This is a genomic window from Streptomyces tuirus, assembly GCF_014701095.1.
Classification (GTDB): Bacteria; Actinomycetota; Actinomycetes; order Streptomycetales; family Streptomycetaceae; genus Streptomyces; species Streptomyces tuirus.
In genome coordinates this window covers 4,168,610-4,191,184 of record NZ_AP023439.1, presented here as the reverse complement: position 1 = coordinate 4,191,184, position 22,575 = coordinate 4,168,610, and the positions used below count along the sequence as shown (strand labels likewise).

24 protein-coding genes are annotated in these 22,575 nt (G+C 72.5%); 10 read left to right on the top strand and 14 right to left on the bottom strand.

The window, feature by feature from the left end; genetic code table 11:
* Positions 1 to 12 precede the first annotated feature (12 nt).
* A complete protein-coding gene (locus IGS69_RS19280) occupies positions 13 to 1,419 on the top strand; it encodes a glutamate decarboxylase (RefSeq protein ID WP_190901493.1) in 1,407 nt (468 codons plus the stop codon).
* A 77-nt stretch (positions 1,420 to 1,496) separates the two neighbouring features.
* On the opposite strand, the gene IGS69_RS19275 is transcribed toward IGS69_RS19280, so the two are convergent.
* From IGS69_RS19275 to IGS69_RS19250, 6 genes are all read right to left on the bottom strand, one after another.
* Positions 1,497 to 2,258, bottom strand: coding sequence for an ABC transporter permease (locus IGS69_RS19275; RefSeq protein WP_190901491.1), 762 nt, complete (start codon positions 2,256 to 2,258; stop codon positions 1,497 to 1,499).
* On the bottom strand, positions 2,255 to 3,205 hold the full coding sequence (locus IGS69_RS19270) for an ATP-binding cassette domain-containing protein (protein ID WP_190901490.1): 951 nt from the start codon (positions 3,203 to 3,205) through the stop codon (positions 2,255 to 2,257). The genes IGS69_RS19275 and IGS69_RS19270 overlap by 4 nt, the downstream gene beginning before the upstream one ends.
* Positions 3,206 to 3,278: 73 nt before the next feature.
* Complete coding sequence (locus IGS69_RS19265; RefSeq protein WP_190901488.1) at positions 3,279 to 3,920, bottom strand: PadR family transcriptional regulator; 642 nt, start codon at positions 3,918 to 3,920, stop codon at positions 3,279 to 3,281.
* Positions 3,921 to 3,951: 31 nt separating this feature from the next.
* Positions 3,952 to 4,503: a DinB family protein gene (locus IGS69_RS19260; RefSeq protein WP_190901486.1), complete on the bottom strand. Its 552-nt coding sequence runs from the start codon at positions 4,501 to 4,503 to the stop codon at positions 3,952 to 3,954.
* A 145-nt stretch (positions 4,504 to 4,648) separates the two neighbouring features.
* On the bottom strand, positions 4,649 to 6,112 hold the full coding sequence (locus tag IGS69_RS19255) for an aldehyde dehydrogenase family protein (protein ID WP_190901484.1): 1,464 nt from the start codon (positions 6,110 to 6,112) through the stop codon (positions 4,649 to 4,651).
* A 96-nt stretch (positions 6,113 to 6,208) separates the two neighbouring features.
* On the bottom strand, positions 6,209 to 7,033 hold the full coding sequence (locus tag IGS69_RS19250) for a helix-turn-helix domain-containing protein (protein WP_190901482.1): 825 nt from the start codon (positions 7,031 to 7,033) through the stop codon (positions 6,209 to 6,211).
* On the opposite strand from IGS69_RS19250, the gene IGS69_RS19245 reads away from it, so the two are divergent.
* Together IGS69_RS19245 and IGS69_RS19240 are read left to right on the top strand one after the other, a co-directional pair.
* Entirely contained in the window at positions 7,032 to 7,202 is a 171-nt protein-coding gene (locus IGS69_RS19245; RefSeq protein WP_190901480.1) for a hypothetical protein, read from the top strand. The genes IGS69_RS19250 and IGS69_RS19245 overlap by 2 nt on opposite strands.
* Positions 7,203 to 7,376: 174 nt before the next feature.
* Entirely contained in the window at positions 7,377 to 7,892 is a 516-nt protein-coding gene (locus tag IGS69_RS19240) for an ATP-binding protein (RefSeq protein WP_190901478.1), read from the top strand.
* 92 nt (positions 7,893 to 7,984) lie between these two features.
* On the opposite strand, the gene IGS69_RS19235 is transcribed toward IGS69_RS19240, so the two are convergent.
* The 5 genes from IGS69_RS19235 to rpmG form a co-directional block, all read right to left on the bottom strand.
* On the bottom strand, positions 7,985 to 8,203 hold the full coding sequence (locus IGS69_RS19235; protein WP_045296613.1) for a DUF397 domain-containing protein: 219 nt from the start codon (positions 8,201 to 8,203) through the stop codon (positions 7,985 to 7,987).
* A gap of 707 nt (positions 8,204 to 8,910) precedes the next feature.
* Complete coding sequence (rpsR, locus tag IGS69_RS19230; protein ID WP_097218584.1) at positions 8,911 to 9,144, bottom strand: 30S ribosomal protein S18; 234 nt, start codon at positions 9,142 to 9,144, stop codon at positions 8,911 to 8,913.
* A gap of 6 nt (positions 9,145 to 9,150) precedes the next feature.
* A complete protein-coding gene (locus IGS69_RS19225; protein WP_190901477.1) occupies positions 9,151 to 10,389 on the bottom strand; it encodes a CobW family GTP-binding protein in 1,239 nt (412 codons plus the stop codon).
* 4 nt (positions 10,390 to 10,393) lie between these two features.
* Positions 10,394 to 10,651 (bottom strand): type B 50S ribosomal protein L31, encoded by a 258-nt coding sequence (locus tag IGS69_RS19220; protein ID WP_190901475.1) that lies wholly within the window; start codon positions 10,649 to 10,651, stop codon positions 10,394 to 10,396.
* A gap of 2 nt (positions 10,652 to 10,653) precedes the next feature.
* Positions 10,654 to 10,818, bottom strand: a complete 165-nt coding sequence (gene rpmG / locus IGS69_RS19215) for a 50S ribosomal protein L33 (RefSeq protein WP_030846000.1) — start codon at positions 10,816 to 10,818, stop codon at positions 10,654 to 10,656.
* Between the two features lie 64 nt (positions 10,819 to 10,882).
* Between rpmG and rpmB the strand changes: the two genes are divergently transcribed.
* From rpmB to IGS69_RS19195, 4 genes are all read left to right on the top strand, one after another.
* Entirely contained in the window at positions 10,883 to 11,119 is a 237-nt protein-coding gene (gene rpmB, locus IGS69_RS19210; RefSeq protein WP_190901473.1) for a 50S ribosomal protein L28, read from the top strand.
* Positions 11,119 to 11,424 (top strand): 30S ribosomal protein S14, encoded by a 306-nt coding sequence (gene rpsN / locus IGS69_RS19205; RefSeq protein WP_185012381.1) that lies wholly within the window; start codon positions 11,119 to 11,121, stop codon positions 11,422 to 11,424. Before rpmB ends, rpsN begins: the two co-directional genes overlap by 1 nt.
* A 145-nt stretch (positions 11,425 to 11,569) precedes the next feature.
* On the top strand, positions 11,570 to 12,085 hold the full coding sequence (locus IGS69_RS19200; RefSeq protein ID WP_232543776.1) for a hypothetical protein: 516 nt from the start codon (positions 11,570 to 11,572) through the stop codon (positions 12,083 to 12,085).
* Positions 12,086 to 12,627: 542 nt separating this feature from the next.
* On the top strand, positions 12,628 to 13,155 hold the full coding sequence (locus IGS69_RS19195; protein WP_190901471.1) for a DUF4232 domain-containing protein: 528 nt from the start codon (positions 12,628 to 12,630) through the stop codon (positions 13,153 to 13,155).
* 16 nt (positions 13,156 to 13,171) lie between these two features.
* On the opposite strand, the gene IGS69_RS19190 is transcribed toward IGS69_RS19195, so the two are convergent.
* Entirely contained in the window at positions 13,172 to 14,311 is a 1,140-nt protein-coding gene (locus IGS69_RS19190; RefSeq protein ID WP_190901469.1) for a DUF2786 domain-containing protein, read from the bottom strand.
* Positions 14,312 to 14,503: 192 nt separating this feature from the next.
* On the opposite strand from IGS69_RS19190, the gene IGS69_RS19185 reads away from it, so the two are divergent.
* Genes IGS69_RS19185 through IGS69_RS19175 form a run of 3 tightly spaced genes read left to right on the top strand, consistent with a single transcriptional unit; the run spans position 14,504 to position 17,699 of the window.
* Complete coding sequence (locus IGS69_RS19185; RefSeq protein WP_190901467.1) at positions 14,504 to 15,136, top strand: LysE family translocator; 633 nt, start codon at positions 14,504 to 14,506, stop codon at positions 15,134 to 15,136.
* Between the two features lie 59 nt (positions 15,137 to 15,195).
* Positions 15,196 to 15,936: a Clp protease N-terminal domain-containing protein gene (locus IGS69_RS19180; protein ID WP_190901465.1), complete on the top strand. Its 741-nt coding sequence runs from the start codon at positions 15,196 to 15,198 to the stop codon at positions 15,934 to 15,936.
* A gap of 53 nt (positions 15,937 to 15,989) precedes the next feature.
* A complete protein-coding gene (locus IGS69_RS19175) occupies positions 15,990 to 17,699 on the top strand; it encodes a bifunctional 3'-5' exonuclease/DNA polymerase (protein ID WP_190901463.1) in 1,710 nt (569 codons plus the stop codon).
* 123 nt (positions 17,700 to 17,822) lie between these two features.
* On the opposite strand, the gene IGS69_RS19170 is transcribed toward IGS69_RS19175, so the two are convergent.
* The gene (locus tag IGS69_RS19170; protein ID WP_269783178.1) at positions 17,823 to 21,086 is read right to left on the bottom strand and encodes an AfsR/SARP family transcriptional regulator; all 3,264 of its coding nucleotides are present in this window, start codon (positions 21,084 to 21,086) and stop codon (positions 17,823 to 17,825) included.
* Between the two features lie 402 nt (positions 21,087 to 21,488).
* Positions 21,489 to 22,382, bottom strand: coding sequence for a glycosyltransferase family 2 protein (locus IGS69_RS19165; protein ID WP_190901461.1), 894 nt, complete (start codon positions 22,380 to 22,382; stop codon positions 21,489 to 21,491).
* Positions 22,383 to 22,575 lie beyond the last annotated feature (193 nt).

Here is a 22,575-nt window from a genome sequence, read left to right as displayed (position 1 = left end):
CTGGAGGCACCCATGCCGCTCCACGAAGGTCCCCACCAGGCCGCCGAACGCCGCCTGTCCGTCAATCCCTTCTACGGACCCGCCAACCCGCTCGGCGACATGGCCGAGGCCCCGCCCACGCACCGTCTCCCGGACCAGCCCATGGCACCGACGACGGCCCACCAGCTGGTGCGCGACGAGCTGATGCTCGACGGCAACGCCCGGCTGAACCTCGCCACCTTCGTCACCACCTGGATGGAGCCCGAGGCCGGGATCCTGATGGCGGAGTGCCGCGACAAGAACATGATCGACAAGGACGAGTACCCGCGCACCGCCGAGCTGGAGCGGCGCTGCGTGGCGATGCTCGCGGACCTGTGGAACGCGCCCGACCCGGCGACCGCCGTGGGGTGTTCGACGACCGGGTCGAGCGAGGCGTGCATGCTCGCCGGGATGGCGCTGAAGCGGCGCTGGGCCCAGCGCAACGCCGACCGCTACCCCGGGGCGCGGCCCAACCTGGTGATGGGCGTGAACGTGCAGGTCTGCTGGGAGAAGTTCTGCAACTTCTGGGAGGTGGAGGCCCGGCTGGTCCCCATGGAGGGCGAACGGTTCCACCTGGATCCGCAGGCCGCCGCCGAGCTGTGCGACGAGAACACCATCGGGGTCGTCGGGATCCTGGGCTCCACCTTCGACGGGTCCTACGAGCCGATCGCGGACCTGTGCGCGGCGCTGGACGCGTTGCGGGAACGGACCGGGCTGGACGTCCCGGTGCACGTCGACGGGGCGTCCGGGGCCATGGTCGCGCCGTTCCTCGACGAGGACCTGGTGTGGGACTTCCGGCTGCCGAGGGTGGCGTCGATCAACACCTCGGGGCACAAGTACGGGCTGGTCTACCCGGGCGTCGGCTGGGCGCTGTGGCGGGACGCGGAGGCGCTGCCTGAGGAGCTGGTGTTCCGGGTGAACTACCTGGGCGGCGACATGCCGACGTTCGCGCTGAACTTCTCCCGGCCGGGCGCGCAGGTCGTGGCGCAGTACTACACGTTCCTGCGGCTGGGCCGGCAGGGCTACCGGGCCGTGCAGCAGGCCGCGCGCGACGTGGCGACGGAGCTGGCCGGGCGGGTCGAGGCGCTCGGCGACTTCCAGCTGCTGACCCGCGGTGACGAACTGCCGGTGTTCGCCTTCACGACCGCGCCGGACGTGAAGGCGTACGACGTCTTCGATGTCTCCCGGCGACTTCGCGAGAGCGGCTGGCTGGTGCCCGCGTACACCTTCCCGGCCAACCGGGAGGACCTGTCCGTGCTGCGGGTGGTGTGCCGCAACGGCTTCTCCAGCGACCTCGCGGAACTGCTCGCCCAGGACCTGGAACGTCTGCTCCCGGACCTGCGCCGGCAGCCGCGCCCCCTGACGGAGGACAGGAGCGCGGCGACGAGCTTCCACCACTAGCCGTATCGGCCTGAAGGGTTGTCGACGCGGCTGCTCCGCCGGGCCGGCGCAGACCGTCGGTGTCCCGCCCGCCCGGGCTAGCGGCTCAGCCGCGCGAACCTGCGTACCGCCAGCGGGAAGAACACCGCCAGCAGGGCCAGGGGCCACAGGACGGCCGGCCAGGTGTGGCCCGACTCCGTGCCGGGTACGCCGAGCAGCGCCCGGACGGCCGTGGCGGTGTGGGACATCGGGTTCCACTCGACGACCGTGCCCAGCCAGCCGGGCATCGAGCCGGGGACGGCCAGCGCGTTGGACAGGAAGCCGACCGGCCAGACCAGGATCTGCACGGCCTGGACCATCTCGGGCTTGCCCGCCACCAGGGCCAGATGGATGCCGATCCACAGCATGGCGAACCGGAACAGGAGCAGCAGGCCCATCGCCCCGAGGAGGGCCGCCGGGCCGCCGCCGGGACGCCAGCCGAGCGCGGCACCGACGCCGATGAGCACGACCAGGGCCAGCGCCGACTGGAGCATGTCGGCGGCCGAACGGCCCACCAGCACCGCACCGTTGGCCATGGGCATCGCGCGGAAGCGGTCGATCACGCCCTTGTTGAGGTCCTGTGTGACGGCGAGCATCGTGCCCTCCAGGCCGAAGGCCATGGTGAGCGCGAGCATGCCGGGGATCAGGTAGTCGCGGTACTCGCCGCTCACCCCCCGGCCGCCGCCGATCAGGTAGCCGAACATCAGCAGCAGCATCACCGGGAAGATCAGATTGATGGCGAGCTGGACGGGCTGCCGTCCCCAGCGGGCGAGTTCCCGGCGGGTCATGGTCCAGGAGTCGGTCAGGGCGTAGGCGGTCACGCGGCCTCCTTCACTCGGCGGTCGTCCCCGGTGAGGTGCAGGAACACCTCGTCCAGCGTCGGACGGCGCAGCGCGACGTCCTCCGCCTCGATCCCGGCCTCCTGAAGGGCCCGTACGACCCCGGAGAGCGCCTCCATGCGGTCGGTCACCGGCGCGCTCAGCAGGCGGCGGTCGGTGTCGACGCTGACGCCGGTGAGCGGCAACAGGGCGACGGCGGCCCCCAGTTGGCCGGCGTGCCGCAGGATCACGTCGATGCGGTCGCCGCCGGTCTCGGCCTTCAGCTCGTCCGCCGTGCCCTCGGCGATGACCCGGCCGGCGTCGACGACCGAGATGCGGTCGGCGAGCTGATCGGCCTCCTCCAGGTACTGCGTGGTCAGCAGGACCGTCGTACCGCCGCCGACCAGGGAGCGGACGGACGCCCACACCTCGGCGCGGCCGCGCGGGTCGAGGCCGGTGGTCGGCTCGTCCAGGAACAGCACCTCCGGCTCGGTGATCAGGGAGGCGGCCAGGTCCAGGCGGCGCCGCATGCCCCCGCTGTACTGCCGGACCGCCTTGCGGCCGGTGCCGGCCAGGTCGAAACGCTCCAGGAGTTCGTCCGCACGCGCGCGTGCCCCCCGCGCGCCCAGGTGGTGCAGCCGGCCGAACAGCTCCAGGTTCTGCCGGCCGCCGAGTTCCTCGTCGAGCGCGGCGTGCTGGCCGAGCAGGCCGATGCGCAGCCGCACGGCGTACGCCTCGCGCACCACGTCGTGTCCTGCCACCTCGACCCGGCCCGCGTCGGGCCGCAGCAGGGTGGACAGGACCCTCACCAGGGTGGTCTTGCCGGCGCCGTTCGGGCCGAGCACCCCGTGCACCGTGCCGCGCGCGACCGTGAGGTCGAGCCCGTCGAGCGCCTTCTTGTCGCCGTACGCCTTCTCCGCGCCTTCGACGGTGATCGCCGTGTCGGCCACTGAGTCTCCCTCGCTAGTCAAACTTGACTACAGGCTCAAACGTAAACCCGGCCGAGCTATTCGTCAAACTTGATTAGTGAGCGTCCCCGGGATGCCGCTCCCCCGTCGCGTACGGGTTCTCCTCGTCCTCGGCCAGAACACCGACGAACGGGTCGCCCTCGTCGGCGAAGGTGTAGGCGCCGCCCTCGATGCGCTCGATGAGACCGCGGGTCCACTCGGCCTCGGAGTCGGCCGTGTGGACCCACATGTTCATGATCTCGCCGATGTGCCCGAGCTGCCCCGGCCCCTCCTCGGGCACGTAGTGCTCCAGGACGGCGGCCCGCCACTGCTCGATCCGCAGGGTCCGCTCCTTCAGCAGCGCGACCGCCTCGGCCCGCGGCAGGTCGACGACGAAGCCGACGGCGGCCGTCTTCATGTCCCCGCGCTGGTCGTAGGTGACCAGCGCCTCGCGCAGCAGCCGGAAGTACTCCTCGGTGCCCTGCCCGGTGATCTCGTACTCCGTGCGCGGCGGGCCGCCCGCCGTGGACGGGGCGATCTCGTGCGCGTGCAGCAGCCCCTGCTTCGCCATCTGCTTCAGCGCGTGGTAGATCGAGCCGGGCTTGGCCGTGGACCACTCGTGCGCGCCCCAGTACTCCAGGTCGTTGCGCACCTGGTAGCCGTGGGCCCGCCCGTGCATACGGACCGCGCCGAGCACGAGGAGGCGGATCGTTGACATGCGGCCAAGGCTATGCCTCCGCCCCCGCCCACTACGCCTCGGCCACCGCCCGCTGCTCCTCGGCCACCAGCTCGAAGGCGGTCCTGCCGTCCAGGGACTCGCGGACGATGTCGGCGTGACCGGAGTGCCGGGCCGTCTCGCGGATGAGGTGCAGGCAGAGCCAGCGGTGCGAGACCCGGCCGTCCGGCGGGAACCAGGGCTGCGCCGGCAGCGCGAAGGTGTCGTCGAGGCTCGGCACCGAGCGGATGTACGCCTCCGTCTCGGCGGCGACCTTCTCCCAGTACGCCAGCTGCGATGCGACCGTCTCGCCCTCGACCAGCCGGAAGCACTCGTGCCAGTTGCTCTGGTCCCGCACGACGGCCGGCGGCTCGCCCTTGGCCAGGGAGATCCACATCTGCTCGACCTCGGCGACGTGCTTGACCAGCCCGGCGAGGGACAGCTCACTCGCACTCGGCCGCGACGAGGCCTGCTCGTCCGTCAGCCCGAGGACCGCCCGGCGGACACCGCCGCGCTGCTCGGCGATGAAGGACAGGAGCGCCCCGCGCTCATCGCCGTGTGCCTCCGCCGGAACGTGAGTGACCATGACCCGCCGCCTTTCGCCAGACCCGGGGGCCTCTCCCCCGACACCGGCAAAGCTACGGACCCTTGCGGCCAGGTTCTGTCCGCAAGGGCCCGGGGGCGCACAGGTTCCGCCGGATGACGAAGGCCTCGGAACCCTCCAACACCCTCTAGAACGGGAATCCGCTCCGGCCGTGCTGCACCGAGATCCACTTGGTCGTGGTGAACGAGTCCAGCATCGTGTCGCCGTTGAGCCGGCCGATGCCCGAGTGCTTCTCACCGCCGAAGGGGACGATCGGCTCGTCGTGGACGGTGCCGTCGTTCACGTGGAACATGCCCGTGTCGATCTGCTTGGCGAACGCCACACCCCGCTCGACGTTCCCGGTGTGCACGGCGCCGCTCAGGCCGTACGGGGTGTCGTTGACGAGGCGCACGGCCTCCTCCTCGCCGTCGAACGGGACCAGGAACGCGACCGGCCCGAAGACCTCCTGCCTGAGCAGCGCCGAGTCGGCGGGGACGTCCGTCAGCACGGACGGCTCGACGAGGTTGTCGGTCCGCCCGCCGCGCACCAGGGCGGTGGCGCCCTCGGCGAGTGCCTGCTCGACCACGCCGGAGAGGGCGTCCGCCTGCGAGGAGTTGATGACCGGGCCGATGACGGTCTCCGGGTCGCGCGGGTCGCCCGCCTTGAGGGTCTTGACCTTGGCGACGAACTTCTCGGTGAACTCGTCCGCGACCGACCGGTCCACGAGGATCCGGTTGGCGGCCATGCAGACCTGGCCCTGGTGGACGTACCGGCTGAAGACCGCCGCGTCGACGGCGTAGTCGATGTCGGCGTCGTCGAGGACCACCAGCGCGCTGTTGCCGCCCAGTTCGAGGACGGAGCGCTTGAACAGCCCGGCGCAGACGGTCGCCACGTGCCGGCCGACCGCGTCGGAACCGGTGAAGGAGATGACCTTGGGGACCGGGTGCTCGATGAAGGCGTCGCCGATCTCCGCGATGTCGGTGATGACGACGTTCAGCAGCCCGCCGGGCAGCCCCGCGTCCTCGAAGAGCTTCGCGACCAGGGAACCGCCCACGATCGGGGTGTTCTGGTGCGGCTTGAGCACCACGGCGTTGCCGAGCGCGAGCGCCGGGGCGACGGACTTGATCGACAGCAGGAACGGGAAGTTGAAGGGGCTGATCACGCCCACGACACCGACCGGCACCCGGTAGACGCGGTTCTCCTTGCCGTCCACCGGCGAGGGGAGGATCCGGCCCTCGGGGGCCAGTGACAGGTGGACCGCCTCGCGCAGGAACTCCTTGGCGAGGTGCAGCTCGAAGGCGGCCTTCAGGCGGGTGCCGCCGAGCTCGGCGATGATGGCCTCGGAGATCTCGGCCTCGCGCTCCTCGATCAGGCGCAGCGCCTTCTCGAAGACCGCCCGGCGGGCGTAGGGGTTGGTCGCGGCCCACTGCTTCTGGGCGCGGGCCGCCGCCCGGTACGCCTGATCGACCTCGTCGGCCGTGGCTATGGTGATCGACGCGAGCTTCTCGTCGTCGTACGGGTTGAAGTCGATGATGTCCCAGGAACCGGTACCCGGGCGCCACTCACCGTCGATGTACTGCTGTGCAAGGTCGGTGAAGCAGGACGACGACAATGTGATCCCTCGATCCCTAAGCAGACCCCTGATCGCGCCTTCACGATCTGATCACACGTCATCGTACTTGTCTCGCAGGCAAGTTGGAGGGGTACTTCAGGAGAGCTGGAGAAGCCCCCGCAGGAGGTCGCGGCTCTCCGAGGGGCCCGGGCTGTCACTCTGGAGCTCCTTGAGCGCCTTCTCGTACTGGGCGACGTCCTCGGCCTTGTCCAGGTAGAGCGCGCTGGTGAGCTGCTCCAGGTAGACGACGTCCGACAGGTCGGACTCCGGGAAGCTGAGGATCGTGAACGCGCCACTCTCGCCGGAGTGGCCGCCGAGGCTGAACGGCACCACCTGGAGGCGCACGTTGGGCCGCTCGGAGACCTCGATGAGGTGCTGGAGCTGGCCCCGCATCACCTCGCGGTCGCCGTACGGGCGGCGCAGGGCGGCCTCGTCCAGGATGATGTGGAAGTCGGGCGCGCGCTCGTCGACGAGGTACTTCTGCCGCTCCAGACGCAGCGCGACCCGGCGCTCGACGTCGGCCTCGCTCGCGCCCTGCATGCCCCGCCGGACCACCGCGTGGGCGTACGCCTCGGTCTGCAGCAGTCCGTGCACGAACTGCACCTCGTACGCCCGGATCAGCGAGGCCGCGCCCTCCAGGCCGACGTAGGTCGGGAACCAGCTGGGCAGCACGTCCGAGTAACTGTGCCACCATCCGGCGACGTTGGCCTCCTTCGCCAGCGACAGCAGGGAGGCGCGTTCCTGTTCGTCCGTGATGCCGTACAGGGTGAGCAGGTCCTCGACGTCTCTGGACTTGAAGCTCACCCGGCCCAGCTCCATGCGGCTGATCTTCGACTCGGAGGCGCGGATCGAATAGCCCGCCGCCTCGCGCGTGATGCCCCGCGCCTCACGCAGTCGCCTGAGTTGTGATCCGAGCAGCATGCGCCGCACCACCGATCCCGGCTCTCCCGCGCTCACGTTCGCCAGCCTCCCCAACGTCTTCAAGGGCCGCAGTCTGCCACTAAAGCACTTCGAGCAGTACTCGTCCGGTTACGGAAACGGAATCGAGACGGTCGACGCTCGCGCGCGGGAGCAAGAAGAAGGCAAGTGAACGGCCAAAGCCGGACACGAAGATGACGGAAAAATTGACCAACAAGCGGTACGGGACATCGCATTCCGGTCACGTGCACGTGCATCTGCCCTTGCATCTGCTGTACGCATCCGAAACCATGGTCCCGCACCACCGCTGCATCGCACCGACCGCGAATTCCCGGGAGTGCCTCGCATGGGGACGAATGGATCGACCATGCTCGAGCCGTTACGGCAGGGCCTTCCGCCGCTGGATCCCGCGGCCGTGTCCGACGCCGCCTCCTGCGCTCTGCCCGCTCGCTACGAAGCGGTGCGCGAGGCACGGAAGTTCACCCGCAGAACCCTGGACCAGTGGGACATGGGCGAGCGGTTCGACGACGTCTGCCTGGTGGTCTCGGAACTCGTCACCAACGCACTGCGGCACGGCCTCCCGGCCGGCAACGGATGCGCCGGCGGCCGTGAAGCCGCCGTGCGGCTGCACCTGATGCGGTGGACCGAGCGACTGGTGTGCGCGGTGCGCGACCCCAGTCATGACAGCCCGGTCGCCCGGGAGACCGGCGACTTCTCGGCCGAGTCGGGCCGCGGGCTGTTCCTCGTCGACTCCTTCAGCGACAGCTGGGGCTGGCATCCCCTCGCGGGCGCGCTCGACGGAAAGGTGGTCTGGGCGCTGTTCCGGCTGCCGCGGACCGGTTCACGGCCGGCCGGCGAATGAGAAACCGCGACGCTTCCTCGCGTCGCGGTTCTACGCGCGTCACCGCGCGTTGAGTGCCGATTGCCCTGTTTTCTCCGGGGCCCGGCGGATGGTCAGCCGCCCACCAGGTGGTCGAACTCGCCGTCCTTCACGCCCAGCAGCATCGCTTCGATCTCCGCACGGGTGTAGACCAGCGCGGGCCCGTCGGGGAAGCGCGAGTTGCGCACGGCCACGTCACCGCCCGGCAGCCGGGCGAACTCCACGCATGAGCCCTGCGAGTTGCTGTGCCGGCTCTTCTGCCAGGCCACACCGTGCAGCCCGGCGGCCGCCATACCGTTGTACACGTCGTGATCCACAGGTCGCTCCCCGGTGGTGCACTGGCTGGTGTGGCCATTGGTGCAGTGGTCAACTGACCCGGATCATAGCTCTGTTCATGTGCAGATGCATGGGCAGATGCACGTGCACGCGGGGTGGTCCCGCGGTTACAGCATGGACACCCGCTCGACCGAAGTTCTCGATTGTCTGACGGCCCGGCTCCGCCTGTCGTTCCCGTCGGCCTGCGAGGAAGTCGCCGGATTCGGGGAGGTTCGGTGGAGGCGGAACATCCGCTCGGCGGCGGTGCGGGGTGGCCGCGGCGGGGCCGTGCCGGAGAAGCGGGAGCTGAGGCGCGGGGCCGCGGGACGGCCGTTCGACCTGCCGACCGGCATCCGGAACACCGCTCCGGCCTGCGAGGACGGGGAGAAATGCGCCGGTCGCAGGAGGGATGGGTCGTCCTCTGTGCCGGTGCGGTGCTCCGACCATCGCCGGACACTCGCTCGGCGTCCGGCCCCGCACGACCCACGCGGCGCGTCTCCCGAACCGCCCCGGGCGGTAACCGCCGTCCGGCAGGCCCGACCTGCGTCCGGCCCGGTCCCGACGGCCCGTCGCGACCCTGCCGCGGCCGTCTGCCGGCCGTGGCCACCGGCCCCGTCACGTCACGTCATGAGCGGGAGGTTCCCCACCCGTCAAGCGTGGGGAACCTCACCCGATCCGGACCCGCTCAGCGGGTGGCGTACGGCAGCAGCGCCATCTCGCGTGCGTTCTTGATCGCCTTGGCCAGCTGCCGCTGCTGCTGGGACGAGACCCGGGTGACCCGGCGGCTGCGGATCTTGCCGCGGTCGGAGATGAACGTGCGCAGCAGCTCGGTGTCCTTGTAGTCGATGTACGTGATCCCGGCCCGGTCCAGGGGGTTGGGCCGGTCCTTGGCGGGCTTGCGGTCGGGCTTGCGCGGCATGGGGGGTCAGACCTCCAGGAGGGTGTCGAAGGCGTGCGGCAGCCGCTGCCAGGCGTCGGGCCCGGCGGCGTACTCGGCGTCGGTCAGCAGGCAGGACTCCAGCAACCGCTCCAGGCCGTCCCGGTCGAGGCCGGGCGAGGTGAAGACCAGGTGCTGGCAGCGGTCGCCGTGCTCGGCGTCCCAGTCCAGCGCGGCGGCGGCCCGGCGCACCGGCGGGACCATCTCCCAGGCCGCGTCCGGCAGGGAGGCCAGCCACGGGCCCGCGCTCTCCACGCACAGGGCGCCGCCCGCCGCGTCCCAGTGGAACAGCGTGTCGGGCTTGTCGGCGAGCCAGAAGCGGCCCCGGCTGCGGGCTGCCGCGCAGGTCAGGTCCTCCAGTGCGGCGTACAGCCGTTCCGGGTGGAAGGGGCGGCGCCGGTTCCAGACCAGGGTGGAGACGCCGTGCGCGTCGGCCTCGGCGGGCAGCAGGGCGCAGGCCGGGTGCTGGGCGGCGGCGGCCGCCTCGACGTCGAAGCCGGCCAGGGCGGCTTGGGCCAGCGGGGAGAGCGGGCGCAGACGCGGGGTCGGCACCGTCAGACCGTCGCCGACCGGGCCCGCGGGGGCTCCCCGGCCGATCGGGACCTGGCGGGCCGTCGGGTGCAGCTGCTTGAGCAGCTCGCGGTCCTCGTCGTCGGCCTCCGGGGAGTCGGCGCCCGAATCGGCGCCCGAATCGGCGATCGCGAGGACGGGGGCGTACTCCAGCTGGCGCGCGAAGGTGTCGGCGACGGTGCGCTGGTCGGTGGCGGCCGCGGCGAGACCGCCGTCGGCCAGGTCGTCGCCGTTGCCCAGGTACGGCAGGACCAGGGCCGGGTCGACGGCGGTGATCACGCCGGTGACGGTGAGCCCGCCCGCGGTGACGACCTCGGCCATGGCCTTGGGCTCGACCGAGTCCCACAGCTCGACGACGGCGAGCCGGGTGCCGCCGGCGTCCCGCAGCCGCTCCAGCTCCGGCACCAGGTCCTCGCGCAGGGCGCAGCACGCGCAGTCGTTGACCAGCGGCGCCTCCCCCGCGTCGAGGATGCCGGAGGCGTCCCTGATGGTCCGTACGACCGTGCCCGCGGCGGCCGTCGCCAGGTCGTGGTGGAGGACGACACTGCCGGGGACGTCGGCGAGCAGCCGGGCGACGGCCGCCCTGCGGGCGTCGGCGTGCAGCCCGCCGACGATCACGACGGGGAGGCCGGGAGGGACAGCCACGGGGTCAGCCATGGAATCAGCCCTTCTTTCCGTACCGGCGCTCGAAGCGCTCCACACGGCCGGCGGTGTCCAGCACGCGGGCCGTGCCGGTGTAGAAGGGGTGGCTCACGTCGGAGATCTCGACGTCGACGACCGGGTAGGTGGTGCCGTCCTCCCACTCGACGGTCTTCTCGCCCGCCGTGGCGGACAGGGTCGAGCGGGTGAGGAAGGCGTAGTTCGCGGCGCGGTCGCGGAAGACGACGGGGCCGTACTCCGGGTGGATTCCATGGCGCATGGTCAGCGCTCCTCTCGGAAGTCGACGTGGCGGCCGGCGACCGGGTCGAACTTGCGCAGGGTCATGCGGTCCGGGTCGTTGCGGCGGTTCTTGCGGGTCACGTAGGTGAAGCCGGTCCCGGCGGTGGACCGGAGCTTGATGACCGGACGGAGTTCGTTGCGTGCCATGCCGCTATGATACTGAAAACGACATCCATTTCCACTGGCTGAGCAGAGAGGTACGTCACCACCCATGTCCGCGCACTGCATGCTGACCGGCACCCGGCCGGGCTTCGGCAACCGCATCTCGCACTCCCACCGGCGCACGTCGCGCCGGTTCGACCCCAACATCCAGTCCAAGCGCTACTGGCTGCCGAGCGAGGGCCGGTACGTACGGCTCCGGCTCAGCGTCAGGGGGATCAAGACCGTCGACACGATCGGTATCGAGGCGGCCGTCGCCCGGATCCGCGCCCGGGGAGTGAGGGTCTGATGGCCAAGAAGAGCAAGATCGCGAAGAACGACAGGCGCCAGGAGGTCGTCGCGCGGTACGCCGCCCGGCGGGCCGAACTGAAGGAGATCATCCGGCGCCCCTCCTCGACGGAGGCCGAACGGCTCGCCGCGCAGGCGGAGCTGCGCAGGCAGCCGCGCGACGCGAGCGCCACGCGCGTACGCAACCGCGACGGCGTCGACGGCCGGCCGCGCGGCTACTTCCGGGCGTTCGGGCTGTCCCGGGTGAGTCTGCGGGAGCAGGCGCACGCGGGGTATCTGCCCGGGGTGCGCAAGTCGTCCTGGTGAGAGGCGGCCCCGGGGGCCCTTGACGGGCCCTGGTAGCTTGCTGCGATCGTTCCGGCCATGAGGCTGGCCGGGTGCCGTTCGGTCGGTCGGTCGTCGTCGGTCGGTCGGTCGGTCGGCTACAGCTTGGGGGCTTGCAGTGACTTCGGTGATCTTCTCGCGCCGCTCCGGCGCCGTGCGCGTCGCGGCGGCGGCCGCGGGGCTCGCGGGCGCGCTCGCGCTGAGCGCGTGCAGCAGCGACGGCGGTTCGGGCGACGATGCGGCCTCCGGCCCGGCCGCCCCGTCGGCCTCGGCGTCCGCCGGCACGGGCGGCGACTCCGGTCCGGGTTCCGGTTCCGGGGACTCGGCCGGCGGTGAACTGGCGGGCAGCTGGCTCGCTACGACCGACGGCAAGGCCGTGGCCCTGGTGATCACCGGCAAGCAGGCGGCACTGTTCGGCACCGGCGGGAGCGTGTGCAGCGGCACGGCGGACGAGGAGTCCGGGATGCGCATGATCCGCCTGAAGTGCACGGACGGCTCCAAGGACCGGGCGACCGGCATGGTCGACTCCGTGAACGCGAGCAGCCTGAAGGTCACGTGGGAGGGCGGTCTCGGCGCGGAGACCTACCGAAAGGCCGAGGGCGGCAAGCTCCCGACGGGACTGCCGACGGCGAGCCTCGGCTGACATCCGACGGCGGCCTCGGGTTACACCCGACGGCCCTCGGTTGACGCCCGACGGCGGCCTCGGTTGACACCCGACGGCCCTCGGCTGAACACCCGACGGGGTACGGACGGGCCGCGGATCGACTGGGGGCAGCGGGGACGGTCGGGTGCTCGGGACGTCACCGGGGGCTCAGTCAGGGGCTCGTCGGTGTTCGGGAGTCACCGGGGGCGCAGGGCCCGTTCGCATTCGGGAGTCACCTGGGCCCAGGGGCCCGTCCGCGTCCGGACAATCACCACGAGACCAGGAGCCCGCCCGCACCCGGCAAATCACCGCGAGCCCAGAGGCCCGCCCGCGGCCGGAGAAACACCGCGAGACCAGAGGCCCGTCCGCGGCCGGAGAATCACCCGAGCCCAGGGGCCCGGCCGCGGGCGGAGAATAGCCGGGGCTTCAGGGCCCGTCCGGCGTTCGGGGGAATCGATGGGGGTGCGTGCCTCCTCGGCAGGCGCGTGCGTGATGATCCAGGGGCCCGATGCCGCTTTCGTTCGACACGTCCAGAGGACCTCATGCGCACCTACCCCCTCACCCTGGCCACCGCCCTCGCCGCGACGGTCCTGCTGACCGGCTGCAGCGACGACACAGCCGGTGGCGACGACGTCAAGAACGCGGACCGGCCGAGCGACTCGGCCTGCGCGCTCGGTGACATGGGCGTGGAGGTCGGCGCCGCCGCCGCCCCGGCCGCCGGCGACACCGGCACCGTCACCGTGACGCTCACCAACAAGGGCGCGCAGTGCACGCTGAAGGGCTTCCCCGGCGTCGACCTGCAGGCCGACGACAAGACGACCTCCGTCTCCCCGGACGAGGGCGCGAAGGCCCAGTCGCTGACCCTCGGGAAGAGCGGAACCACGTCCTTCACGATCACCTACGTCCGGGCCGAGACGGGCTCCCCGGAGAGCCTCGCCGTGCGCAAGGCGTCCTTCACCCTGCCCGGCGACACCAGGACGCCGCACGAACTGACGTGGTCGTACGGCGCGGTCTCCTGGGCGGATGACCAGAAGCCGTCGGTGAGCGGCTTCGAGACGTCGGGCGACTGACGGCACCGACGGCAGGTCAGTGCAGCGGCGGCCGGTGCCGGACCTGGGCCCGGTCCGCCGCCTGCGCGCCCTCGGTCCAGCCGGCCGCGTCCCGCACCCCGCGCAGCCGGGTCGTGGTCGTCTCCGGGAACATCCGGTCCAGCCGCCCGGTGACGGCGACCTCGCGGGAGGCGAGCACCGGGAGCAGGTCGTCGGTCGCCTGGGTCTCGGCGGCCGCGGCCAGGCGGGTGCCGATGTGGTGGGCGTAGGCCGCGAGGAAGGACTGCCGGAACGTCTTGGTGCGCTTGCGGCCGCCCGCCCTCCCCCGAGCTCTCGGCTGCGCTCGAGCAGGGGGCGCCCCCAGCGCGGCCTCCGCCTTCGTCATCGCGGTCGTGGCCTGCACCAGGAGTGAGGTGTAGAGGAGTTCGACCGCCTCCAGGTCGGTTTCGAAGCCGACGACGGTCGAGAAGCCGAGGGGTTCGTTCCACACCGCCCGGCAGTGGTTGGCGCCGGCGACGGCGTCCAGCAGCACCGCCTTGGCCTGCTCGTACGGCGGTTCCACCCCGATCCGGCAGGCCCCGGGGGTGTCCGGGGAGGGCGCCCGCGCCGCGAGCAGCGCCTCGTCGACGCTGTGCCGGGCCATCAGCTCCTGCGCCTTGGCGCTGAGCGCCTCCGCCTCCTCCGGGAACCCGGTGGCCTCGGCCTTGGCGAGCAGGGCGCGGATGCGGGTGAGCATGCGGGACTCGGTCCGTGCCTCCCCGGGCGCCTCCTCCAGCGCCTCGAGGGCGGGCAGCCGCAGCAGCAGGCGGTACAGCTCCAGCACGGCGGTGGCGTACGAGAAGCGGTCGGTGCGGGGCGGGGTGTCGGCGGGGAGTTCCGCGAGCTGCGCGTTCCAGCGGCGGCCCCGGGGTCCGTCGCCGGGTGCCTGCGCGCGGATCAGCGCGGCCACGAGGAGTACGTGGACGTCGTCCAGCTCGCGCCGCACGATCCGTACGACGTCGGCGGGCTGCCAGCCGCGCCGCCAGGCCGCCGCGACGAACTCCTCCCCGCGCCGGTCGAGTTCGGCGTCCGCCGCCGGGTCGGAGGCGAGCAGGGACGCGCCGGTGTCGAGGGCGGTCTCGCCGGTCTCGTAGAGGGCAGCTTCGAACGCGCGGTCGACGGTGGTGGACGTACTCACGGGCCGATGGTGCCACGCCGCCCCACCCGACCTGACCTCGCCCGGCCCCCGACCTCACCGCGCCCGGCCCGGCACGGGCGCCCGTACGCCTCATGCCCGTACAACGGGACGTCCCGCCCGCCTCACGTCCCGCCCGTCTCACTCCCCGGAATTCGCTCGCCCCCGCGCGGCGCGGCTTCGAGCATGGTTCGCATGGTGGACATGTCTCTGTACGCGGCGTTCCTCGTCGCCGCCTTCGCGCTCTGCGTCACCCCCGGCCCCGACATGATGTTCATCGTGGCGATGGGCGGGCGGGGTGGGCCCGCCGCCGGGGTGATGGCCGCGTTCGGGGTGGCGTGCGCGATGCTCGTGCACTCGGTCGCGGCGGCCCTGGGCCTGTCGGCCCTGTTCACGGCGCTGCCGACGCTGTATCACGTGCTGCGCTGGGCGGGTGCCGCATATCTGCTCTACCTGGCGGTGAAGGCGTTCCGCGACCGGTCGGTGCCGGGAGAGGAGGAGACCGGGGCGGTGGGGCCGGGGATGCGACGGGCGTTCTGGCAGGGCGCGATCACCAATCTGCTGAACCCCAAGGTGATCCTCTTCAACGTGGCGTTCCTGCCGCAGTTCGTGGACCCCGCGCTCGGGCACGTTCAGGGCCAGTTGCTGCTGCTCGGCGTCACGCTCGTGGTGATGGGCTTCCTCTGGGACGGCAGCGTGGGTCTGGCCTCGGGGCGGCTGTCCCTGTTCCTGCGGCGCAGTGCGCGGGTGAACCGCTGGCTGAACATCGTCTCCGGGACGGTCTTCACCGGGCTCGCCCTGCGTCTGGTGGCGACCTCACCGAAGTAGCCGCGACCGAGTGTCAACTCGCGGTTGACACCCCTAGGGGCGCAACCTACGGTTGACACATGACGAACCCCGACCCGACGTCATCCATCCGTCTCGACGACCTCATCGCGGCCATCAAGAAGGTCCACGAGGAGCCGCTGGACCAGCTCCAGGACGCGGTGATCGCCGCGGACCACCTCGGCGACGTGGCCGACCACCTGATCGGCCACTTCGTCGACCAGGCCCGGCGCTCCGGCGCGTCCTGGACCGACATCGGCAAGTCCATGGGCGTCACCCGGCAGGCCGCCCAGAAGCGGTTCGTGCCGAAGGAGTCGGCCGACCTCGACCTCAGCCAGGGCTTCAGCCGCTACACCCTGCCCGCCCGGAACGTGGTCATGACCGCCCACAGCGAGGCCAGGACCGCGCGCAACGCCGAGGGCGTGCCCGAGCACCTCGTCCTCGGACTGCTGGCCGAGCCCGGGGGCCTCGCCGCCAAGGCCATCGTCGAACAGGGCGTGCCGCTCGACACGGTCCGTGAGGCGGCGACGGCGGCGCTCCCGCCCGCCGTCGACGAGGTCCCGGAGCTGGTGCCGTACGGCCAGGCCGCCAAGAAGGTGCTGGAGCTCACCTTCCGCGAGGCCCTGCGCCTGGGCCACAACTACATCGGCACCGAGCACATCCTGCTCGCGCTGCTGGAGCACGAGAACGGCGAGGGCGTCCTCAGCGGCCTCGGCATCGCCAAGGAGCAGACCGAGCGGTACGTCGCGGCGGCGCTGAAGAAGATCGTGCAGGCGCAGAAGGAGGTACTGGACGAGTCCTGACGTCGGGCCTGCACCGGCAGGGCGTTGTCAGACCCCCCTGGCACACTCGCAGCATGGCCGACCGGTGGGCACTCGCTCCGGCCGAGGACGGTGGCGTGGACGTCGCCCCCCTCGGTCCGGACGGGCTGCCCGCCGGCCCGGTGCGGCGGGAGACCGACCCCGCCGAGGCCGTCCGGAGCCGTCCCGGCGTCACGCGGTGGGTGTGGCGGTCCACCGCCGAGGTCTACCCGCGCCTGCTCGCCACGGGGGTGCGAGCCGAGCGGTGCTACGACATCGAGGCCGCCGAGACCCTCCTCCTCGGCCACGAGGGGCGGTACGGGGAACCGCGCTCGGCCGCGGCCGCCCTGGCCCGGCTGCGCGGCGGCCCCGTGCCGTCCGACCCACCACAGCGCTCCGCCGAACCGGGCTCCCAGTCCTCGCTGTTCGAGCCCCAGGGCGTCCATCTGCCGCTGCCGGACCTCCTCGCGGTCTACGCCGAGCAGCAACGGCGGCATGCGAGGGCCGAGCACCCCGACCGCATGCGGCTGCTGACGGCCGCCGAGTCGGCGGGCATGCTGGTGGCCGCCGAGCTGAACCGCACCGGGCTGCCCTGGAGCGCCGACGTGCACCGCGCGTTGCTGCAGGACCTGCTGGGCGAGCGGTACGCGGGCGGCGGCGAGCCGCGGCGCCTCGCCGAGCTGGCCGACGAGGTGTCCGCCGCGTTCGGCAGACGCGTCCGCCCGGACCTGCCCGCCGACGTGGTCAAGGCCTTCTCCCAGGCCGGCATCAAGGTCTCCTCGACCCGCCGCTGGGAGCTCCAGTCGGTCGACCACCCCGCCGTGGAACCCCTGATCGAGTACAAGAAGCTGTACCGCATCTGGGTCGCCCACGGCTGGTCCTGGCTCCAGGACTGGGTCCGCGAGGGCCGCTTCCGGCCGGAGTTCCTCGCGGGCGGGACCGTGACCGGGCGCTGGGTCACCAACGGCGGAGGCGGGCTCCAGATCCCCAAGGTGATCCGGCGGGCCGTCGTCGCCGACCCGGGCTGGCGGCTCGTCGTCGCCGACGCCGACCAGATGGAGCCGCGCGTCCTCGCGGCGATCTCCCGCGACCCCGGGCTGATGGAGGTGGCCGGCCGGGAAACCGACCTGTACCAGTCCGTCTCCGACCGCGCCTTCTCCGGCGACCGCTCCCAGGCCAAACTCGCCGTGCTCGGCGCGGTCTACGGCCAGACCTCCGGTGACGGCCTGAAGAACCTCGCCGCGCTTCGGCGTCGTTTCCCCAGGGCGGTGGCGTACGTCGACGACGCGGCCCGGGCCGGTGAGGAGGGCCGGCTCGTACGGACCTGGCTCGGCCGGACCTGCCCGCCGGCGGCCCGGGGGACGGACGACGCGAGCGAGGAGGCCGGCATCCCGACGGCCCCCGTGCCTTCCGGCTCCGGGGAGGACGACCAGTCGGACAGCGGGCAGTGGGTGCCCGGGTACGCGTCCACCAACGCCCGCGCCCGCGGCCGCTTCGCCCGCAACTTCGTCGTCCAGGGCAGCGCCGCCGACTGGGCGTTGCTCCTGCTCGCCGCGCTGCGCAAGACCTGCGCGGAGCTGGCGGCCGAGCTGGTCTTCTTCCAGCACGACGAGGTGATCGTGCACTGCCCCGAGGAGGAGACGGAGGCGGTCGTGGCGGCGATCCGCGAGGCGGCGGACCTGGCCGGCCGGCTGACCTTCGGGGACACCCCCGTGCGGTTCCCTTTCACGACGGCGGTGGTGGAGTGCTACGCGGACGCCAAGTGATCAGACGGGACGCGCGCAGACGCCGAGTGACCAGACGGGGCGCGCCCGCCCGCCAAGTGACCAGACGGAACCCGCACGCACGCACGCCAAGTGACCAGACCGGACTCGCACGCACTTCAATGATCAAACGGGACGCGCCAGGAGCTCACGCAGCTCCCTCACCACCGCCTCCCTGACCACCGCCTGGTCGTCCGTGCCCTCCAGGGCCGCCAGCGCGGAGCTCCACTCCTCGCGCGCCTCGCCGATGTGCCCGCGCTCGCGCAGCAGCAGCCCGTGCTGGTGACGGGCGAGAGCCCCGGTGTAGCGGTCGGCGCGGGCCTCCGCCCGGCCGAGCAGTTCGGCGCACTCGCGGGCGGCCCGCCCGGCGCGCCCCAGCAGCCGCAGGGCCCGGACCAGCCCGAGCCGGGTCCGGGACTCGCCGTGCCAGTCGCCGTGCTCGCCGAGAATGCGCAGGCTCTCCTCGAAGTGCGGCAGCGCGGCGGCCGGCTGACCGAGCCGCAGATGCGCGTGCCCGATGTTGCAGTGCGCGGAGTGCCGCACGATCACGGCGCCGATCTCCTCCCCGAGGGCGAGTGAACGCCGGTGCCGCTCGATGGCGGCCCGCGGGTCGGTGCGCTCGACGAGGTTGCCGAGGTGGCCGTGGGTGACGGCTTCACCGTACGGGTCGTCCAGCCGCCGTGCGTACTCCAGGCTACGCTCCAGCGCTTCGCCCGCCTCGGTGCGCCGGCCGAGCCCGTCCAGCAGCAGTCCGCGGTTGTCGAGGCAGCGACGGATGCAGGAAGGGTGGTCGAGCCGCCGCCAGATGGCGAGCGCGCTGTCGTTGAGAGCAAGGGCGTCGTTGTGCCGCCCGGTCAGGAGGTGCAGCCCGGCGAGGTCGACCAGTGCGTAGGCCTCGGCCGCCGCGTCACCGAGTCGCCGGGCCACCCGCAGGCCGGCCTGCCCGAGCACCTCCATCTCGGCGACCCGCCCCCGGCGATGTGCGTACGGGAAGATCAGCCGGACGAGCGTGCAGACCAAGCCCGCGCGCTGCTCCGAGGGGTCGTCCGCGTACCGCGCGGCCAGTGCGACGACGTTCTCCAGCTCCCCGTCCCCCCAGGCGAAGGCCTCTTCGGCACCGGCGAAGGAGGCGACGGTGTCGACGTGGGCCGCATGGCCGCCCGGCCGGCTCGGGGTGGGCCGGCGGCGGTTGTCCCGGTCGGGGCCGGGTTCCACGATCGCGGCGAGGACGCGCTCGGCGACGGCGGCGTACCAGTGCAGCGCGGTCTCGGCGGTACCGGCGGTGTCCTGCTCTCCGGCCCGCTCACGGGCGAAGTCGCGGACCAGGTCGTGCGGTGCGTAGCGGCCGAAGGTCGTCTCCTCCAGCAGGGCCACGTCGAGGAGGCGGTCCAGGGCGGCCTCGGTGCGCTGCTCGCCCGTGCCCGCGAGCCGGGCGAGCAGGGGGGCGCCGTACGTGGGCAGGTCGAGCGCGCCGATATGGCCCAGGGTGCGGGCCGCGTCCCGGTCGGCCTCGCGCTCGGAGGCGGCGAGCGCGTCGTGCGCGACGGCCAGGGAGCGGCGGACGCTCAGGTCGTCGTACTCCAGGTGGTGCAACCGGCTGTCCGCGGCGGCCAGTTGTCCGGCGAGGGCGTCGGGGGTCAGGGCCCGGCGGGCGGCGAGCCGCGCGGCGACGACCCGCAGGGCGAGCGGGAGCCGGCCGGTGAGTTCGACGAGGAGCCGGGCGGCGTCCGTGCCGTGCAGGCCGTCGCGTCGCGAAGCTGTGCGCAGGAGTTCGGCACTGTCGTCGTCCGACAGCGGGGCGAGCGGGAACCGGGCCGCACCGTCGAGGGCGGTCAACGGCGAACGGCTGGTGACGATCACCCCGCAGCCGGCACCGCCCGGCAGCAGCGGCCGTATCTGCGCGGCACTCGAGGCGCCGTCCAGCACCAGGAGCGTGCGGGTCGGCGCGAGCAGTGAACGCAGCAACGCGGCGGCGGCCTCCGGCTCTTCGGGGATCCGGCAGGGCTCGATGCCGAGGTCACGCAGCAGGGTGGTGAGGGCCTGGGCAGGGGTGAGGGGGGCCACGCCCGGGGTGGCACCGTGCAGGGCGAGGTGGAGCTGGCCATCGGGGAAACGTTTCGCCAGCTGATGGGCGACGTGCAGCGCGAGGGCACTCTTGCCGACACCGGCCATGCCGCTGATGACGGCGGTGGGATGGGGATCGGGTGCGGTGAGCGTGCGGTGCAGGGCGTCGCGTACGGCGGTACGGCCGATGAAATGGGGTGGAGGCGGCGGGAGTTGGGCGGGTGAGGGGTTCGGCCTGCCTGGTTTGCCCGAGCCGCCCTTCGAGTTCCTCGAACCCGTGGAGTCCCCCTTGGAGTCCCTCGAACCCGTGGAGTCCCCCTTGGGGTTCCCTTTGGAGTCCCCTTCGCCCGCGGCTCCCCGGAGTACCTCCACGTGTGCCTCCCGAACCCCGGGCCCGGGCTCGATGCCGAGGCGGCCGACGAGGCGGGTGCGCAGTTCGCGGTGGACGGCCAGGGCCTCGGCCTGGCGGCCGGTGCGGTGCAGGGTGAGCATCAGCTGCCGGTGGTACGCCTCCCGCAGCGGATATTCGCCGGTCAACGCCGCCAGCTCCGGCACCAGCTCGTGCAGCCGCGGGCCGCCCAGCGCCAACTCGGCGTCGTAGCGCCACTCCAGGAGCAGCAGCCGGGCCTCGCACAGCCGCTGCGCGAAGGCGTAACCGCCCACCTCGGGCGGCAGCCCGGCGAGCGGCGCGCCCCGCCACAGGGCGAGTGCGCCGGCGCACTCGCGCACGACCCGCCGCCAGTCCCGGCCGGTGTGCGCGGCCCGTGCCTCGGAGACGTGGGCGTCGAAGACATGGACGTCCAGCTCGCCCTCCTCGATCCGCAGCACATACCCGGGGGGCACGGTGCGCAGCCGCCCGGGATCGTCGAGCAGCCGTCGCAACCGGGTGATGTGGTTGTGCAGAGAGGCCTGGGCGGACACGGGCGGTTCACCGCCCCACAGCGCGTCCTTGAGCGACTCGACGGAGACGACCCGTCCGGCGTCGAGCAGCAACGCGGCCAGCAGCACACGGGACTTGGGGCTCGCGATGACCCGGGCACCGTCCCGGCCGCCCGCCCGACCGCCGTCCCGACCGCCGTCCCAGTCACCCGCCCGACCGCCGTCCCGACCGCCGTCCCAGTCACCCGCCCGACCGCCGTCCCAGTCGCCCGCCCGACCGCCGTCCCGACCGCCGTCCCAGTCACCCGCCCGACCGCCGTCCCAGTCGCCCGCCCGACCGCCGTTCCGACCACCCGCCCAGCCGCCCGCCCAGCCGCCCGCCCGGCCGTCGCCCTCCCCGGCGTCGTCGTCGAACAGCACTGGCGGCCCCAGCAACCCGAACCGCATGACCCCCGTGCCCCCCGCCGTGCCGAAAATCCACCCCCGGGCGGCGGGTTTCCGCCACCTCGACCTTCACCGGTTCCACCGGAACCTGCCGCTGCCCTGGCCATGCCCGACCTTGGTTCAGTGACTTCCGGCCAATCGGGAGAGGGCGCGACGGCGAACCGTTGGCCATATGTTAGCGATCGGTTGGCAAAGCCTGATGTGATCACTACATCGGATCCGGCCCGACGGTGCGCGCGTCTAGACGCGCAACTCGGGGGAGTGCCGCCGCCGCGGCCGGATCCGGGTCCCGGTCGGCGGAGGTGATCGACCGGGACCCACTCAATCTCTCCCGCAGGCCCGACCCATCGCTCCGCCCCGGCGCGGCCCTCGCAATCGCTCGCTCGCTCCGGCCCCCGCACGGCGTCAGATGACGGGCGGCCGCCCCAGCCGGGTGAGCCGCCACACCGTCCGCCAGCGCATCGGCCGCCGCTCCCCCGCCGACTCCCGCACGCCTTCCACGAATCCGCCGAACCACGCCCGCAGTCCGGCGCCCGACCGGTTCCGGGCGAGGGTGAGCAGCACCCACACGCCCAGGTGGACGGGGACGAGCGCGAGCGGCAGCCGGCGGCGGGCCAGCCAGACCCGGTTGCGGGCGTTCACCCGGAAGTAGATGGCGTGCCGGGCGGGTGAGGTCTTCGGATGCCGGAGCAGCAGCTCCGGGGCGTACAGGATCCGCCACCCGGCATCCACCGCACGCCATGCGAGATCGGTCTCCTCGTGCGCGAAGAAGAACTCGGCGGGCCAGTCGCCGACCTCGTCGAGCATCGCCATCCGCAGCGCGTGCCCGCCGCCGAGGAATCCGGTGACGTAACCGCCCCGCAGGGGGTCGGAGTTGCCGATCCGGGGCACGTGCCGCTGCTGCGTCTCACCGAGCTCGTCGGCGATGCGGAAGCCGACGATGCCGAGCCGCTCGTCGGCGGCGTACAGGTCTCGCACGCGGCGCAGCACATCGGGGTCGACGAGCAGACCGTCGTCGTCCAGATCCACGACGACGTCGATGTCACCGAACTCCCGCAGCCGTGCCAGGGCCGCGTTGCGCCCGCCGGGGCAGCCGAGGTTCTCGTCGAGTTCGACGGCGGTGACCTCGCCGGGCAGCGTGAGCCGCCGGGCGAAGTCGGGCAGCGGGCAGCCGTTGCCGACGATGACGATCCGCTCGGGCGGCACGTCCTGCTTGGCCACGGACTCCAGCAGGGCGTCGACCTCGTCGGGCCGGTTGCCCATCGTCACCACGGCGACGGCGATCCGGGGGACCCCCATGTCCTCACCTCATCCGGTCGGCAACTGACGGGTTGACGGGCGATGCTAGCCGTTCACGGCGGGGACGCCTTGAGTACGCCTGCCGGACGGCGGTTCTCCTACGCCGTTCAGCGCAGGCGGCACCCGACCGGAGCGGGCACAGGATGTCGGGTGCGGCAGGGCACGCGCTGCCTAGCGTGAAGGCACGAAAGGA

What these genes read in the sequence shown, in the direction of transcription:
- IGS69_RS19245 (WP_190901480.1), top strand. Translation starts at nt 7,032, where the DNA reads ATGCGCCGCACCACCGATCCCGGCTCTCCCGCGCTCACGTTCGCCAGC.
- IGS69_RS19220 (WP_190901475.1), bottom strand. Translation starts at nt 10,651, where the DNA reads ATGCGCCATGGAATCCACCCGGAGTACGGCCCCGTCGTCTTCCGCGAC.
- rpsR (WP_097218584.1), bottom strand. Translation starts at nt 9,144, where the DNA reads ATGCCGCGCAAGCCCGACCGCAAGCCCGCCAAGGACCGGCCCAACCCC.
- rpsN (WP_185012381.1), top strand. Translation starts at nt 11,119, where the DNA reads ATGGCCAAGAAGAGCAAGATCGCGAAGAACGACAGGCGCCAGGAGGTC.
- IGS69_RS19280 (WP_190901493.1), top strand. Translation starts at nt 13, where the DNA reads ATGCCGCTCCACGAAGGTCCCCACCAGGCCGCCGAACGCCGCCTGTCC.
- IGS69_RS19185 (WP_190901467.1), top strand. Translation starts at nt 14,504, where the DNA reads ATGGTGGACATGTCTCTGTACGCGGCGTTCCTCGTCGCCGCCTTCGCG.
- IGS69_RS19235 (WP_045296613.1), bottom strand. Translation starts at nt 8,203, where the DNA reads ATGGCGGCCGCCGGGCTGCACGGTGTGGCCTGGCAGAAGAGCCGGCAC.
- IGS69_RS19180 (WP_190901465.1), top strand. Translation starts at nt 15,196, where the DNA reads ATGACGAACCCCGACCCGACGTCATCCATCCGTCTCGACGACCTCATC.
- IGS69_RS19170 (WP_269783178.1), bottom strand. Translation starts at nt 21,086, where the DNA reads ATGCGGTTCGGGTTGCTGGGGCCGCCAGTGCTGTTCGACGACGACGCC.
- IGS69_RS19250 (WP_190901482.1), bottom strand. Translation starts at nt 7,033, where the DNA reads ATGCTGCTCGGATCACAACTCAGGCGACTGCGTGAGGCGCGGGGCATC.
- IGS69_RS19165 (WP_190901461.1), bottom strand. Translation starts at nt 22,382, where the DNA reads ATGGGGGTCCCCCGGATCGCCGTCGCCGTGGTGACGATGGGCAACCGG.
- rpmG (WP_030846000.1), bottom strand. Translation starts at nt 10,818, where the DNA reads ATGGCACGCAACGAACTCCGTCCGGTCATCAAGCTCCGGTCCACCGCC.
- IGS69_RS19240 (WP_190901478.1), top strand. Translation starts at nt 7,377, where the DNA reads ATGGGGACGAATGGATCGACCATGCTCGAGCCGTTACGGCAGGGCCTT.
- IGS69_RS19195 (WP_190901471.1), top strand. Translation starts at nt 12,628, where the DNA reads ATGCGCACCTACCCCCTCACCCTGGCCACCGCCCTCGCCGCGACGGTC.
- IGS69_RS19260 (WP_190901486.1), bottom strand. Translation starts at nt 4,503, where the DNA reads ATGGTCACTCACGTTCCGGCGGAGGCACACGGCGATGAGCGCGGGGCG.
- IGS69_RS19225 (WP_190901477.1), bottom strand. Translation starts at nt 10,389, where the DNA reads ATGGCTGACCCCGTGGCTGTCCCTCCCGGCCTCCCCGTCGTGATCGTC.
- IGS69_RS19265 (WP_190901488.1), bottom strand. Translation starts at nt 3,920, where the DNA reads ATGTCAACGATCCGCCTCCTCGTGCTCGGCGCGGTCCGTATGCACGGG.
- rpmB (WP_190901473.1), top strand. Translation starts at nt 10,883, where the DNA reads ATGTCCGCGCACTGCATGCTGACCGGCACCCGGCCGGGCTTCGGCAAC.
- IGS69_RS19175 (WP_190901463.1), top strand. Translation starts at nt 15,990, where the DNA reads ATGGCCGACCGGTGGGCACTCGCTCCGGCCGAGGACGGTGGCGTGGAC.